This window comes from Pseudomonas sp. 1928-m (assembly GCF_029269135.1).
In the GTDB taxonomy this organism is placed as follows: Bacteria; Pseudomonadota; Gammaproteobacteria; order Pseudomonadales; family Pseudomonadaceae; genus Aquipseudomonas.
Window position 1 is genome coordinate 802,468 of sequence record NZ_JARIXO010000001.1, and the last position, 15,581, is coordinate 818,048.

11 protein-coding genes are annotated in these 15,581 nt (G+C 62.5%); 9 read left to right on the forward strand and 2 right to left on the reverse strand.

What is annotated here, in order from left to right; genetic code table 11:
- Nucleotides 1-22: 22 nt before the first annotated feature.
- Nucleotides 23-1,678 carry a dihydrolipoyllysine-residue acetyltransferase gene (gene aceF, locus P3C18_RS03575; RefSeq protein WP_275960501.1) on the reverse strand — a complete coding sequence of 552 codons (1,656 nt, stop codon included), beginning with the start codon at nt 1,676-1,678 and terminating at the stop codon, nt 23-25.
- Nucleotides 1,679-1,689: 11 nt separating this feature from the next.
- Entirely contained in the window at nt 1,690-4,335 is a 2,646-nt protein-coding gene (gene aceE / locus P3C18_RS03580; RefSeq protein ID WP_275960502.1) for a pyruvate dehydrogenase (acetyl-transferring), homodimeric type, read from the reverse strand.
- Nucleotides 4,336-4,601: 266 nt separating this feature from the next.
- Here aceE and glnE point away from each other — a divergent pair, with 266 nt between their 5' ends.
- The 9 genes from glnE (at nt 4,602) to P3C18_RS03625 (ending at nt 15,579) form a co-directional block, all read left to right on the forward strand.
- On the forward strand, nt 4,602-7,550 hold the full coding sequence (gene glnE, locus P3C18_RS03585) for a bifunctional [glutamate--ammonia ligase]-adenylyl-L-tyrosine phosphorylase/[glutamate--ammonia-ligase] adenylyltransferase (RefSeq protein ID WP_275960503.1): 2,949 nt from the start codon (nt 4,602-4,604) through the stop codon (nt 7,548-7,550).
- A gap of 71 nt (nt 7,551-7,621) precedes the next feature.
- Nucleotides 7,622-8,545, forward strand: a complete 924-nt coding sequence (gene ilvE / locus P3C18_RS03590) for a branched-chain-amino-acid transaminase (protein ID WP_090249834.1) — start codon at nt 7,622-7,624, stop codon at nt 8,543-8,545.
- Between the two features lie 111 nt (nt 8,546-8,656).
- Nucleotides 8,657-9,691: a lipopolysaccharide heptosyltransferase II gene (gene waaF, locus P3C18_RS03595; RefSeq protein ID WP_275960504.1), complete on the forward strand. Its 1,035-nt coding sequence runs from the start codon at nt 8,657-8,659 to the stop codon at nt 9,689-9,691.
- Nucleotide 9,692: 1 nt separating this feature from the next.
- Nucleotides 9,693-10,694, forward strand: a complete 1,002-nt coding sequence (waaC, locus tag P3C18_RS03600; RefSeq protein ID WP_275960505.1) for a lipopolysaccharide heptosyltransferase I — start codon at nt 9,693-9,695, stop codon at nt 10,692-10,694.
- Nucleotides 10,694-11,815 (forward strand): glycosyltransferase family 4 protein, encoded by a 1,122-nt coding sequence (locus P3C18_RS03605; RefSeq protein WP_275960506.1) that lies wholly within the window; start codon nt 10,694-10,696, stop codon nt 11,813-11,815. The genes waaC and P3C18_RS03605 overlap by 1 nt, the downstream gene beginning before the upstream one ends.
- A complete protein-coding gene (gene rfaP / locus P3C18_RS03610) occupies nt 11,812-12,642 on the forward strand; it encodes a lipopolysaccharide core heptose(I) kinase RfaP (protein ID WP_275960507.1) in 831 nt (276 codons plus the stop codon). The genes P3C18_RS03605 and rfaP overlap by 4 nt, the downstream gene beginning before the upstream one ends.
- Entirely contained in the window at nt 12,639-13,376 is a 738-nt protein-coding gene (locus P3C18_RS03615) for a lipopolysaccharide kinase InaA family protein (protein ID WP_275960508.1), read from the forward strand. Before rfaP ends, P3C18_RS03615 begins: the two co-directional genes overlap by 4 nt.
- Nucleotides 13,373-14,119 (forward strand): lipopolysaccharide kinase InaA family protein, encoded by a 747-nt coding sequence (locus tag P3C18_RS03620; RefSeq protein ID WP_275960509.1) that lies wholly within the window; start codon nt 13,373-13,375, stop codon nt 14,117-14,119. Before P3C18_RS03615 ends, P3C18_RS03620 begins: the two co-directional genes overlap by 4 nt.
- On the forward strand, nt 14,116-15,579 hold the full coding sequence (locus P3C18_RS03625) for a lipopolysaccharide kinase InaA family protein (RefSeq protein ID WP_275960510.1): 1,464 nt from the start codon (nt 14,116-14,118) through the stop codon (nt 15,577-15,579). The genes P3C18_RS03620 and P3C18_RS03625 overlap by 4 nt, the downstream gene beginning before the upstream one ends.
- Nucleotides 15,580-15,581: the final 2 nt, after the last annotated feature.

Consider the following 15,581-nt stretch of genomic DNA (forward strand, 5'->3'; position numbering starts at 1 on the left):
TGGCTGCTCGAAAGTTGATGCGTTACAGCAGCATGGTGCGGATGTCCGCCAGTACGTCACCCAGGCGCTTGGTGAAGCGCGCCGCAGCGGCGCCGTTGATCACCCGGTGGTCGTAGGACAGCGACAGCGGCAGCATCAGCTTGGGCTGGAACGCCTTGCCATCCCAGACCGGCTGGATGGTCGCCTTGCTGACACCGAGAATCGCCACTTCCGGCGCATTGACGATCGGCGTAAAGCCGGTGCCGCCAATGTGGCCGAGGCTGGAGATGGTGAAGCAGGCGCCCTGCATGTCATCCGCCGACAGCTTCTTGGTGCGTGCCTTCTCCGCCAGCGCGGCGGCTTCGGCAGCCAGCTGCAGCAGGCTCTTCTGATCGACGTTCTTGATTACCGGTACCAGCAGGCCATCCGGGGTGTCCACGGCAAAGCCGATGTGCACGTATTTCTTGCGGATGATGGCTTTGCCGCTCGGCGCCAGTGAGCTGTTGAAGTCCGGCAGTTCCTTGAGCAGGAAGGCGCAGGCCTTGAGCAGCAGTGGCAGCACGGTGAGTTTGACCCCAGCCTTTTCCGCCACGGCTTTTTGCGCGACGCGGAAGGCTTCCAGCTCGGTGATATCGGCCGAATCGAACTGGGTCACGTGCGGTACGTTGAGCCAGCTGCGATGCAGGTTGTTGGCGCCGACCTGCATCAGGCGGGTCATCGCCACTTCTTCGATTTCACCAAACTTGCTGAAGTCCACCACCGGGATCGGCGGGATGCCAGCACCACCGGTTGCACCGGCAGCCGGTGCTTCCTTGGCCTTCTGCATCATTGCTTTGACGTAAGCCTGTACGTCCTCTTTGAGCACGCGACCTTTCGGCCCGGTACCCGGTACGGCGGACAACTCGACACCAAACTCGCGCGCCAGCAGACGTACCGCTGGCCCCGCATGCACCTTGGCACCGTCACGCTTGGGCGCGGCGGCAACGTTGGCGGCAGCAGCGGCCAACGAGGCAATCGCACCCACTTCGGCAGCGACCGCCGGGTGCGCGCCGGCCGGAACCTTGTGCACATCACTGGCGGCTGCAGGTGCGGCCGCAGCGGCCGGTGCTGGTGCCGCAGCGGCGCCGGCGACTTTCAGCTTGAGGATGAAATCACCGGTGCCGACTTCGTCTTCCAGTTTGACGCTGATGCTTTCCACCACGCCGGCAGCCGGCGAGGGGATTTCCATGCTGGCCTTGTCCGACTCCAGGGTGATCAGCGACTGATCGGCTTCGACGCTATCGCCGACCTTGATCAGGATCTCGATGACCTTGGCTTTGCCGTCCGAGCCGATGTCCGGCACATGCACGTCCTGCACGCTGCTGCTGGCCTGCGCGGTTGGCGCAGGTGCGGCGGCCGGAGCGGGAGCAGCTGCTTTAGGTGCTTCTGCCGGTGCTGCGGCAGGCGCCGCTGGTGCTTGGGCAGCGCCTTCGGCTTCCAGCTCAAACAGTTCGTCGCCTTCTTTCAGGCGGTCGCCCAGCTTTACTTTAAGGCTTTTCACCACGCCGCCTTTCGGCGCGGGGATTTCCATGCTGGCCTTGTCCGACTCCAGGGTCAGCACGCTCTGATCGGCCTCGATGCGATCACCGACCTTGACCATCAGTTCGATTACTTCACCCTCACCACCACCGATGTCGGGTACGCGAATCAATTCACTCATCGTTTCGCTCCTTAGCAGTCCAGTGGGTTGAGTTTTTCCGGGTTGATGCCGAACTTGACGATGGCTTCGGCCACCACCTTAGGTTCGATATCACCACGGTCGGCGAGTGCTTCCAGGGCCGCCAGGACAACCCAGTTGCGGTCCACTTCGAAGAAGTGGCGCAGCTTCTTACGGCTGTCGCTGCGGCCGAAGCCGTCGGTGCCCAGCACCTTGAATTCCTTGCTCGGCACCCACTGGCGAATCTGTTCGGCGAACAGCTTCATATAGTCGGTGGAAGCAATGACCGGGCCTTTGCGGCCGCTCAGGCACTCTTCCACGTAGGTCTGCTTGGGTTTCTGGCCCGGGTGCAGGCGGTTGCTGCGTTCCACGGCCAGGCCATCACGGCGCAGTTCGTTGAAGCTGGTAACGCTCCATACGTCTGCAGCAACGTTGAACTCGTCACGCAGGATCTTCGCCGCCTCGCGTACTTCACGCAGGATGGTGCCGGAGCCGAGGAGCTGCACGTGGTGCGCGGCTTCCTTCTTGTCCTCTTCGAGCAGGTACATGCCCTTGATGATGCCGTCCTCGACACCCGCCGGCATGGCCGGCTGCTGGTACGACTCGTTCATCACGGTGATGTAGTAGAAGACGTCCTGTTGCTGCTCGGTCATCTTCTTCATGCCGTCCTGGATGATCACCGCCAGCTCGTAGCCGTAGGTCGGATCATAGGTGCGGCAGTTGGGGATGGTCGCCGCCAGCATGTGGCTGTGGCCGTCCTCGTGCTGCAGGCCTTCGCCGTTCAGCGTGGTACGGCCGGCGGTGCCGCCGATCAAAAAGCCTCGGGTGCGGCTGTCGCCAGCGGCCCAGGCCAGGTCGCCAATGCGCTGGAAGCCGAACATCGAATAGAAGATGTAGAACGGCAGCATCGGCTGGTTATGGCTGCTGTACGAAGTACCGGCTGCAATGAACGACGACATGGCGCCGGCCTCGTTGATGCCTTCTTCGAGAATCTGGCCCTTCTTGTCCTCGCGGTAGAACATCACCTGGTCTTTATCCACCGGCTCATAGAGCTGGCCGACCGAGGAGTAGATGCCAAGCTGACGGAACATGCCTTCCATGCCGAAGGTACGCGCTTCGTCCGGGATGATCGGGACGATGCGTGAGCCGATGTCCTTGTCCTTGACCAGCTGCGCGAGGATGCGCACGAAGGCCATGGTGGTGGAGATTTCACGGTCGCCCGAGCCGTCGAGGATGGCCTTGAGGGTATCCAGCGGCGGCGTTGGGATGCTGAAGCTCTTGGCGCGGCGCTGTGGCACGAAACCACCGAGGGCGGCGCGGCGCTCGCTCAGGTAACGGGCTTCGGCACTGCCTTCTTCCGGCTTGAGGAATGGCAGGTTTTCCAGCTCGTCGTCTTTAACCGGGATGTCGAAGCGGTCGCGGAACTGCTTGAGGCTGTCGACATCGACCTTCTTGGTGTTGTGCGCGGTGTTCTTCGCTTCACCGGCGCCGGTGCCATAACCCTTGACGGTCTTGGCCAGGATTACGGTCGGCTGCTCTTTGTGGTTGACCGCCTGGTGATAGGCCGCGTAGACCTTGTACGGGTCGTGGCCGCCACGGTTGAGCTTCCAGATCTCGTCGTCGGACAGATCGGCAACCATCGCCTTGAGTTCCGGCGAATTGAAGAAGTGCTCGCGGACGAACGCGCCGTCCTTGGCCTTGTAGTTCTGGTATTCGCCGTCGATGACTTCGTCCATACGACGCTGCAGGATGCCGTCGACGTCCTTGGCCAGCAGTGGGTCCCAGAAACGGCCCCACACGACTTTGTTGACGTTCCAGCCACCGCCACGGAACACGCCTTCGAGTTCCTGGATGATCTTGCCGTTACCGCGCACTGGGCCGTCGAGGCGCTGCAGATTGCAGTTGATGACGAAGATCAGGTTGTCCAGCTTCTCGCGGCCAGCCAGGGAGATCGCGCCGAGGGATTCCGGCTCGTCGCACTCGCCGTCGCCCATAAAGCACCAGACCTTCTGCTTGCCGGCCGGGATAAAGCCGCGGGCTTCCAGGTACTTCATAAAGCGCGCCTGGTAGATCGCCTGAATCGGGCCCAGGCCCATGGAAACAGTCGGGAACTGCCAGAAGTCCGGCATCAGCCAGGGGTGCGGATAGGACGACAGGCCCTTGCCATCGACTTCCTGACGGAAGTTGTTCATCTGGTCTTCAGTGATGCGGCCTTCCATAAAGGCGCGGGCATAAACGCCGGGCGATGCGTGGCCCTGGAAGAAGATCAGGTCGCCGCCGTGCTCCTCGGTAGGCGCCTGGAAGAAGTAGTTGAAGCCGATGTCATACAGGGTCGCCGAGGAGGCGAAGCTGGAGATGTGGCCGCCCAGATCCGAGTCTTTCAGGTTAGTGCGCATGACCATGGCCAACGCGTTCCAGCGCACCAGCGAGCGAATGCGGCGTTCCATAAACAGGTCGCCAGGCATGCGTGCTTCGTGGGTCAGCGGGATGGTGTTGCGGTAAGGCGTGGTGATCGCATACGGCAGCTGTGAACCACTGCGGGTGGCCAGCTCGCCCATACGGGTCATCAGGTAATGTGCGCGGTCTTCACCCTCGTTATCGAGGACGGACTCAAGGGCGTCCAGCCATTCCTGGGTTTCGACGGGATCGAGGTCTTGCATGGCTTGCTCCAGGGCGGAAAGGCTTCCAGAATCGGAGGCCAGGTTTCGTGGCCGACTTCGTGAGTGGCCGCGTGAATTCTTGGATTGACCGGGGGTAGGACCGGCTGCGTGTAGTTTTACTACATTCCGACGCCGATTTCAGCCTTTTGGATACAATCTTTGGTAGTAAAACTACAATTATTTTTCTGCCAGTGATTCGACCCGCTCTAGCGTGGGTGGTGCCATCCATGGTCGCTGCACTGGCAGACCGCTAAAAAGGATAGACCATGAGCCTGCCCGCGCTGGCCTCTTTGCCTGCTGCCTTGTCCCCCCTCGCACTGCGCGCCGAACAGTCCCTGCAGCACGCATTTGCCGGGCTCTCCAGTGAGGCGGCCGCGGCTTTCGCAGGTTGGCCGAGCGCGCGACTGGAGGCGTTGCAGCGGGTGGGCGCCGCCAGTGATTTCGTGGTGCAGCAGGGCCTGCGTGACCCGCAGATGTTGCTGGATCTGGCCGCCAGTGGTGAGCTGGAACGCAGTCTGGCGGCGGGCGAGCTGCGCGGGCAATTGGCGCAGGTGCTGGAAGAGTGCGCCGATGACGACGAGCTGGGGCGGCGCTTGCGGCGTTACCGCAACCGCCAGCAATTGCGCATCATCTGGCGCGATATCAGTCGTCAGGCGGATTTGATCGAAACCTGCCGCGACCTTTCCGATCTGGCCGATGCCTGTATCGATCTGGCCTATCAGTGGCTCTACCCACGGCACTGCATGCAGTTCGGCACCCCCATCGGCCGGCGCAGCGGCCAGGCGCAGCATATGGTCATCCTCGGCATGGGCAAGCTGGGCGCTCATGAACTGAACCTGTCCTCGGATATCGACCTGATCTTCGGCTACCCCGAAGGCGGCGAAACCGAAGGGGTGAAGCGCCCGCTGGATAATCAGGAATTCTTTATCCGTCTCGGCCAGAAGCTGATCAAGGCGCTGGACGTGATCACTGTCGACGGCTTCGTCTTCCGCACCGATATGCGCCTGCGCCCTTACGGTTCCTCCGGCTCGCTGGTGTTCAGCTTCAACGCGCTGGAGCAGTACTACCAGGACCAGGGCCGCGACTGGGAACGCTACGCGATGATCAAGGCGCGGGTGGTCGGTGGTGACCAAACCGCCGGCGCGCAACTGCTAGAGATGCTGCGGCCCTTCGTTTACCGGCGTTATCTGGATTTCTCGGCGATTGAAGCGCTGCGTGCGATGAAGCAGCTGATCCAGCAGGAAGTGCGGCGCAAGGGCATGGCCGAGAACATCAAGCTGGGTTCTGGCGGCATCCGCGAAGTGGAGTTTATCGCTCAGGCCTTCCAGTTGATTCACGGCGGTCGCGACCTCAGCCTGCAGCAGCGCTCGCTGTTTGCCGTGCTGAATACCCTGCGCGATCAGGGTTACCTGCCGCCGGCGGTGACCGATGAGTTGCGCGATGGTTATGCCTTCCTGCGGTATGCCGAGCATGCGCTGCAGGCTATCGATGACCGGCAGACGCAGATGCTTCCGGACACCGATCAGGACCGTGCGCGTGTGGCCTTTATCATGGGCTTCGACAGTTGGCAGGCGTTCCACGAGCAGCTGATGCACTGGCGTGGCCGAGTGGACTGGCACTTCCGCCAGGTGATCGCCGATCCCGATGAAGAGGAAGGTGGCGAGCCGGTCGAAGAGGCCGTGGGCTGCGAGTGGTTGCCGCTCTGGGAGGATGTGCAGGACGAAGAGGCCGCGTGCCGGCAGCTGGCCGAGGCCGGCTTTGCCGAGCCGCAATCGGCTTGGCAGCGCTTGGCAGGGCTGCGCAACGGCAACCAGGTGCGCGCCATGCAGCGCCTCGGTCGTGAACGTCTGGATGCCTTTATCCCGCGCCTGCTGGCGCAAGCGGTGGAGCATGAAAATCCCGACCTGGTGCTGGAGCGTGTGCTGCCGCTGATCGAAGCGGTGGCGCGACGTTCGGCCTATCTGGTGCTGCTCACGGAAAACCCCAGCGCGCTGCAGCGTCTGCTGACCCTGTGCGCAGCCAGCCCGTGGATTGCCGAGCAGATCACCCGCTTCCCGCTGCTGCTCGATGAGCTACTTAATGAAGGGCGTTTGTTTAAGCCGCCACTGGCACCGGAACTGGCCGCCGAGTTGCGCGAACGCCTGATGCGCATTCCCGAGGAAGATCTTGAGCAGCAGATGGAAGCGCTGCGTCACTTCAAGCTGGCGCATCGCCTGCGTGTGGCCGCCTCGGAAATTGCCGGCACCCTGCCGCTGATGAAGGTCAGCGACTACCTGACCTGGCTGGCCGAGGCGATTCTCGATCAGGTGCTGGCTCTGGCTTGGCGCCATACGGTGAGCAAATACGGCGCGCCGCGCCGCCCTGACGGCAGCATCTGTGATCCGGACTTCGTCATCGTCGGTTACGGCAAGGTTGGTGGCATCGAGCTGGGCCATGGTTCGGACCTCGATCTGGTGTTTATCCACGATGGTGACCCGCATGCGGAAACCGATGGCGAAAAATCCATCGACGGCGCGCAGTTCTTCAATCGCCTGGGCCAGCGCATCATTCACCTGCTGACCACCCAAACCAATTCCGGCCAGCTCTACGAAGTCGACATGCGGCTGCGCCCGTCCGGTGCGGCAGGTCTACTGGTCAGCTCGCTGGGTGCCTTCGAGCGTTACCAGCAGGGCGAAGCCTGGACCTGGGAGCATCAGGCGCTGGTGCGCGCGCGGGTGCTGGTCGGTTGTGTGCGGGTTGGCAAGGCGTTTGAGGCGGTGCGTGCCGGGGTGTTGGGGCGTGAGCGCGACCTAGCCACGCTGCGCACTGAGGTCAGCGAGATGCGCGCCAAGATGCGCGACAACCTCGGCAGCAAGGCCACGGCGGCCGGCACCGCGGCGAATGCCTTCGAGGCCACCGCGCCGTTCGACCTCAAGCAGGACGCCGGAGGTATCGTCGATATTGAATTTATGGTGCAATACGCGGCCCTGGCCTGGTCGCGCCAGTACCCGGAATTGCTTGAGTTCACTGACAATATTCGCATTCTGGAAGGGCTGGAGCGGGTTGGCTTGCTACCGGGCGAAGATGCCCGCTTGCTGCAGGATATCTACAAGGCCTACCGCTCGGCGGCCCACCGTCAGGCCCTGCAAAAGCAGCCTGGGGTGGTCAGCGGTGATCAGTTCGCCGAAGAGCGGCGCACGGTGATGCGCATTTGGCAGGAACTGGGTTTGAACTGAATTTGAAGCGGTCGGGCGCTTAAGGTGGCCGGCCAAATGCTGTACCAATCGAATGTGAGGAGCAGGCAACTATGTCGATGGCCGATCGTGATGGCGTGATCTGGTATGACGGCGAGCTGGTGCCGTGGCGCAACGCGACCACCCACGTGCTGACCCATACCCTGCACTACGGCATGGGTGTGTTTGAAGGCGTACGCGCCTACAACACCCCGCAAGGCACGGCGATCTTCCGCCTGCAAGCGCACACCGACCGCCTGTTCGACTCGGCCCACATCATGGGCATGAAGATTCCGTTCAGCAAAGACGAAATCAACGAAGCCACCCGCGCCGCCGTGCGTGAGAACAACCTGGAAAGCGCTTACATCCGCCCGATGGTGTTCTACGGATCTGAAGCCATGGGCCTGCGCGCCAGTGGCCTGAAAACCCAGGTGATCGTCGCGGCCTGGAGCTGGGGCGCCTATATGGGCGACGAAGCCCTGCAGGTTGGCATCAAGGTGCGTACCAGCTCCTTTACCCGCCACCACGTCAACATCTCGATGACCCGCGCCAAGGCCAACGGCAACTACATCAACTCGATGCTGGCCCTGCAGGAAGCCATCTCCGGTGGCGCCGACGAGGCCATGTTGCTGGACCCGGAAGGCTACGTGGCCGAAGGCTCGGGCGAGAATATCTTCCTGGTCAAGAACGGCGTGATCTACACCCCAGAAGTGACCTCCTGCCTGAACGGCATCACCCGCAATACCATTCTGACCCTGGCCGCCGAGCATGGCCTGGAAGTGGTCGAGAAGCGCATCACCCGCGATGAGGTGTATATCGCCGATGAAGCCTTCTTCACTGGCACCGCCGCCGAAGTCACGCCGATCCGTGAAGTCGATGGCCGGCAGATCGGCGCAGGCCGCCGTGGGCCGATCACCGAGAAGCTGCAAACCGCTTATTTTGATCTGGTGACGGGTAAAACCGATGCCCACGCTGAGTGGCGTACGCTGGTCAAATAACTGCCTCGCATGGGCTGGATGCTGCTGCATTCGGCCCGCAGGCTAGGCTGATAGTCGAGCGTTGAGTCTGTCCGGGAGGCGAAAGCCTCCTTGGTCGTTTCTGGAAGTGGCATGAAAATACTGATCGTAGGCCCCAGCTGGGTGGGTGACATGGTGATGGCGCAGACACTGTTTCAGTGTCTGCAGCAGCGTCACCCCGGCTGTGCAATCGATGTACTGGCCCCCGAGTGGAGTCGGCCGATTCTCGAACGCATGCCCGAAGTGCGCGCGGCCCTGAGCTTTCCGCTCGGTCATGGCGTGCTCGAACTGGCGACGCGGCGCAAGATCGGCAAATCCCTGGCCGGCCAGTACGACCAGGCGATTCTCCTGCCCAACTCGCTGAAGTCCGCGCTGGTGCCGTTTTTCGCCGGTATCCCCAAGCGCACCGGCTGGAAGGGCGAGCTGCGCTACGGCCTGCTCAACGATATCCGCACTCTGGACAAAGAACGCTACCCGCTGATGATCGAGCGCTTTATGGCGCTGGCCTTCGAGCCGGGTAGTGAGCTGCCGCAGCCCTATCCGCGTCCAGCCTTGCAGATCGACTCGCAGAGCCGCGACGCCGCCCTGGCCAAGTTCGTCCTGAGCCTGGATCGTCCGGTGCTGGCGCTGTGTCCGGGGGCTGAGTTCGGTGAAGCCAAGCGCTGGCCGAGCGAGCATTACGCCAAGGTCGCCGAGCTGAAGATCCGCGCCGGCTGGCAGGTGTGGATTTTCGGCTCGAAGAACGATCATCCGGTCGGCGAAGATATTCGCAGCCGGCTGATCCCCGGCCTGCGCGAGGAGGCGGTGAACCTGGCAGGCGAAACCAGCCTGGCCGAAGCCATCGACCTGCTGTCCTGCGCCGGCGCTGTGGTGTCCAACGACTCTGGCCTGATGCATGTGGCGGCAGCGCTGAATCGCCCGCTGGTGGCGGTCTACGGTTCGACCTCGCCAGGCTTTACCCCGCCGCTGGCCGAACAGGTGGAAATCGTCCGGCTGGGGCTGGAATGCAGCCCGTGCTTCGACCGCACCTGCCGTTTCGGCCATTACAACTGCCTGGGCCAGCTCAAGCCGCGCCCGGTGATCGAGGCGCTGGATCGCCTGGTCAGCGACCCGGTCGAGGTTGAATAGCTTGCGGGTACTGTTGATCAAGACTTCCTCGCTGGGCGATGTGGTGCACACCTTACCGGCGCTGACCGATGCTGCGCGGGCGATTCCCGGCATTCAGTTCGACTGGGTAGTGGAAGAGGGTTTTGCCGAGATTCCCGCCTGGCATCCGGCCGTGGCTCAGGTGATCCCGGTGGCCATCCGCCGCTGGCGCAAGCACCTCTGGCAGACTTTCAAAAATGGTGAGTGGAAGCGCTTTAAACAGCGCCTCGGCGAAACCAAATATGACCTGGTGATTGATGCCCAGGGCCTGCTGAAAAGTGCCTGGCTGACCCGGTATGTCAAGGCGCCAATTGCCGGCTTGGACCGCGATTCGGCCCGCGAGCCACTGGCCAGCCGCTTCTATGATCACGCCTATGCCGTGCCGCGCGAGCAGCATGCCCTTGAGCGCACCCGCCAGTTATTCGCCCAGGCGCTGGGCTATGCGCTGCCGGCTGGTGTCGGCGATTACGGCCTGAACCGTGCGCAGCTGGCCGATCACGCGCCGCAGCCTTACTTGCTGTTTCTGCATGGCACCACTTGGCCAAGCAAGCATTGGCCAGAAGCCGACTGGCGCCAGCTAGCCGAGCAGATGAGCGCGCAGGGCTGGGCCGTACGCCTGCCTTGGGGTAATGAAGCCGAGAAAACCCGTGCCGAACGGATTGCCGCCGGCATTGAAAACGCTGCAGTGCTGCCCAAATTAAATCTTGCAGGCGTGGCTAAAGTGATTGCCGGAGCCACTGCCTGTGTGGCGGTGGATACCGGCCTTGGCCATCTGGCCGCTGCCTTGGATGTGCCGAGTATTTCCCTGTACGGCCCGACCCTGCCGGGGCGTGTCGGTGCCTATGGTCGTGGTCAGGTTCACCTGTGCGCCACGGGGCCCAATGCCGGCTCGGGTGATCGACACAAAGCCTGCTTCGACGGTCTGGATGCCGAGCGTGTCGCCACACAATTGCAGGCCCTGTTGCTAGCCGAGGACGTTGTCTGATGCAGCTCGCGTTTATCCTCTACAAATACTTCCCCTTCGGCGGCCTGCAGCGCGACTTTATGCGCATTGCCCTGGCGTGCCAGGCGCGCGGCCATGCCATTCGCGTCTACACACCGATCTGGGAAGGTGAAGTGCCTGCCGGCTTTGACGTGGTGGTGGTGCCGGTCAAGGCGCTGTTCAACCACAAACGCAATGAAAAGCTCACGGCCTGGGTCGAAGCTGATCTGGCCGAGCGGCCGGTGGATCGGCTGATTGGCTTTAACAAGATGCCTGGTCTGGACGTCTACTACGCCGCCGATGGCTGCTATGAAGACAAGGCGCAGACCCTGCGCAATCCGCTGTACAAGCGCTGGGGTCGTTACAAGCACTTTGCCGATTATGAGCGGGCGGTATTTGCCCCCGAGTCGAACACCGAGATTCTGATGATCTCCGAAGTGCAGCAGCCGCTGTTTATCAAGCATTACCACACCCCGCTGCAGCGCTTTCACCTGCTGCCGCCGGGCATCGCCGCAGACCGCCGCGCGCCGGCCAATGCTGCCGAAATCCGTGCCGAGTTCCGCGCCGAGTTCAAACTGGCGGATAACGACCTGCTGCTGGTGCAGATCGGCTCCGGCTTCAAGACCAAGGGCCTGGATCGCAGCCTCAAGGCCCTGGCCGCCTTGCCGCGCGAGCTGAAGCAACGCACCCGACTGATCGCCATCGGTCAGGACGATCCGCGCTCGTTCCAGCTGCAGGCCAAGGCCCTAGGCGTGTCCGATCAGGTGCAGATTCTCAAGGGGCGCAGCGATATTCCGCGTTTCCTGCTCGGGGCTGATCTGCTGATCCACCCGGCTTACAACGAAAACACCGGCACCGTGCTGCTTGAGGCGCTGGTCTCCGGCCTGCCGGTGCTGGTGACGGATGTTTGCGGCTACGCCCATTACATCGCCGAAGCGGATGCCGGGCGTGTACTGAGCGGGCCGTTCGAGCAGGAGCGGCTTAATCATCTGCTCGCCGATATGCTCGCCGACGATCAGCGCCGCGCCTTCTGGGGCCGCAACGGTTTGGCTTATGCCGACAGCGCCGACCTGTATTCCATGCCGCAACATGCGGCTGACATCATTCTGGCGACACGTCCATGAAACTGGTACTGGCTGAACCCTTTAAAAGCCTGTGGGCCGGTCGCGATGCCTTTGCCGCCGTCGAGGCTCTGCAGGGACAGGTGTACCGCGAGCTGGAAGGCCGCCGCACGCTGCGCACTGAGGTCGATGGACGCGGTTATTTCGTCAAGATTCATCGCGGCATTGGCTGGGGCGAGATCGTCAAGAACCTGCTCACAGCTAAGCTGCCGGTGCTCGGTGCACGCCAGGAGTGGGACGCTATTCAGCGACTGACTGAGGTCGGTGTCGCGACCATGACTGCCGTGGCTTACGGCGAGCGCGGCAGCAACCCGGCGGCGCAGCATTCCTTTATCGTCACCGAAGAACTGGCGCCGACCACCGACCTCGAGCAGCTCAGTCTGAACTGGGCGCAGCAACCGCCCGAGCCCCGGCTGAAGTGGGCGCTGATCAAGGAAGTGGCGAACATGATCGGCAATATGCACCGCGCCGGGGTCAATCATCGTGACTGCTACATCTGCCACTTTCTGCTGCACACCGACAAACCGGTAACCGCCGATGATTTCCGCCTGTCAGTGATCGACCTGCACCGCGCCCAGGTACGCCGCCGGCTGCCCTTGCGCTGGCGCAACAAGGACCTGGCCGCGCTGTACTTCTCCGTACTGGATATCGGCCTGACCCGGCGCGACAAGCTGCGTTTTCTGCGTGGTTATTTTTCCGCGCTGAAGGGCCTGCAACCGTTGCGGCAGATTCTGTGTGAAGAGGCGCAGCTGCTAGCATGGCTGGAGCGAAAGGCGCAGCGCCTGCTGGAGCGTTACGCCCGCAAATACGCGCCAGGTGCCGAGCAATGAGCGAGTGGCGGGTTACCGATATCTGTCCCCCGGAGCTGCTTGATGAGCTGGCCGATCTGCAGCGGGTGTTTGCCCTCGAAGGGCAGCGCCTGACCCGCGATCCGCTGTCGGAGGTGGTACGTATCGAGCGTGATGGCGTGTGCTATTACGTCAAGCGCTACTGGGGCGCTGGCAAGGGGCTACGCCGCTATATTGGCCGGCCGCGGGTCAAGGCCGAATGGCAGAACCTCAAGTATTTTGCCAAGTGGGGTATTCCCACCGCACCCATCGTAGCCTACGGCCTGGAGCGCAAGGGCGGTGCCTTCGTGCGTGGCGCGCTAATCACTCGCGAGCTGCCACGCACTGAGGATATGGCGCTGCTGGCGCGGCGCAGGGACGAGCGTCTGCTCGATCGAAGCTGGGTCGCGCGGGTCAGTGCGCAGCTGGCCCATGCGACCCGCACCCTGCATGATCACCACTTCACCCACAACGATCTGAAATGGCGCAATCTGCTGGTCAACGACCAGGCCGAGCTGTTTCTCATCGATTGCCCGACAGGCGCGTTCTGGTGGGGGCCGTTGCTGCGCTATCGCATGGTCAAGGACCTGGCCTGTCTGGACAAAGTAGCCAAGTACCATCTGAGCCGTACCCAGCGTCTGCGTTTTTACCTGCAGTATCGTGGTCACACGCGCCTGAGTGCTGCGGATAAACGCAAGGTGCGCAGCATCGTCAAATTTTTTGAGGGGCGGGAATGAGTGATTTTGTCGCGGCCGCGGATCGGGTCGTTCTCGAAAATCAGAAGCTGGCCAGTTTTGAGGCGTTATGGGCATTGCAGCTGGAAGCGGTCGACGAGCCCAATACCGAGCGCGGTGGCTGGAGCAGCGTGTACCGGCTGGATTTGGGCGAGGCTGCGTTTTACCTCAAGCGCCAAAGCAATCACCTGACCCGCAGCATTCTGCATCCGTTCGGCGAGCCCACCTTTGCCCGCGAGTTTCGCAATATTCAACGTTATGCGGCGCTGGGTGTTCCTGCGTTGCAGGTAGCATTTTTTGCCGAGCGTAAATTGCCCGGCGAGCGGCGTGCGGTGCTGCTGACCCGCGCCCTGGATGGCTGGCAGGATCTGGATGCCTGGTTGCCTGGCTGGGCGGCGCTCGAAGAAGCGCGCCGTGCGGCAATTCTCAAGGCCTGTGGTGAGCTGGCGCGGCGCCTGCATCAAGCTGGGCAGATGCATGGCTGCTTTTATCCTAAGCATATTTTCCTGCGCGAGACCGCTGAAGGCTTCGAGGCACAGCTGATTGATCTGGAAAAGACCCGCCCATTGCTGTTCGGTGAGCGCGATCGGGTAAAGGATCTGGAACCGTTGTTGCGCCGCGCCAGTGTGTGGAGTGAGGCGGAGGTCGACGTGCTGTTGGCGGCCTATCTTGGCGAGACGGCGGATCTTGGCCGCTGGAGTGAGCGTCTCGGTGCGCGCCGGCGGAACAAGGAGGCGCGTCGATGAACTTGGCGGAGCTCCGTCAGGTTGGGCGTGCGCCAGCATTGCCGCTGGCCATCGAGTTGGCCGATGCAGCCGGCTCGGCGGAACTGACTCTGCAAAGGCTGCTGCGCGTATTGCCCGGGCAGCGCTATGTCGCCCAGGCCGAATGGCGCGGCCGGCCTGTGCTGGCCAAGCTGCTGGTTGGCGACAAGGCTGCGCGACACTTTCAGCGCGAGCGTGACGGTGCGCGCCAGCTGGCCGAGCAGGGGCTGAAAACGCCGGCACTGTTGGCGGATGGGCTGCGTGAGGGCGAGGGTGGCTGGCTGCTGTTCGAGTACCTGGATGACGCAGAGAGCCTATGGAATGCCTGGCGCGCTGTGGAAGACCAGCCGCTGTTGAGTGGCGATCAGCAGGCGGTGCTGGCCGATGCGCTGGTCAGCATCGCGCAAATGCACGCCAAGGGGCTGTGGCAGGCCGATCTGCATCTGGACAATCTGTTGCGGCATAGCGGCCAGCTCTTCGTTATCGACGGTGGTGGTGTGCAGGTTGAAACGGCCGGTCAACCGCTGTCGCGCGGCAAGGTGCTGGAAAACCTAGGTATGTTCTTCGCCCAGTTGCCTGCCGAGGTTCAGCCCTTTATCGAGGAATTGCTGGTGCATTACTTGCTGGCCAATGGTGAGCACGCGCTGCCGCTGGAGGCGCTACTGGCCGAGGTGGTAAAGGTGCGGCGCTGGCGTCTGCGTGACTATATGAAGAAGATTGCTCGCGATTGCAGCCTTTTCCACGCCAAGGTCGGTGCATTCGGCTTGCGTGTGGTGCGCCGTGAGTGTGTCGATGAGTTTGCGACACTGTTGGCTCAGCCCGACGTACCGCTTGCTCAGGGACGCGCCTTGAAGCAGGGCGGCTCCGCCACGGTGACGCAAGTCCGCCAGTCCGACCGTGATCTTGTGGTCAAACGCTACAACATCAAAAGTTTTATCCATTGCCTCAAGCGCTTTTGGCGGCCCAGCCGCGCTTGGCACAGCTGGGTCGAGGGCAATCGCCTGCAGTTGCTGGGTATCGACACTCCGCAGCCGCTGGCCGTGCTAGAGCGTCGCTGGTGCTGGTTGCGTGGGCGCGCCTACCTGATTACCGAATATTGTCGTGGGCAGGATATAATCGCCCGCTTTCAAGCATATCAAGACGGCCCCCCCCCCCCGGAGGCCGAGCTGCTGGCGCTGGACCGCCTGTTCGCCGCCTTGCTGCGCGAACGCATCAGTCATGGCGATTTCAAGGGAAGTAATGTGTTCTGGGATGAAAATGTTGGTCGTTGGTTGTTGATCGACCTCGACGCCATGCAGCAGCACCGCAGTGCGCGCAGTTTCGCCAGGGCTTATGCCCGCGACCGCGCCCGTTTCCTGCGCAACTGGCCCGCCGATTCGGCGCTGCACCAGTTGCTCAACCAACGCATACCGCTGACGCCCGCCGTCGGCTCAGCAGACTAGAA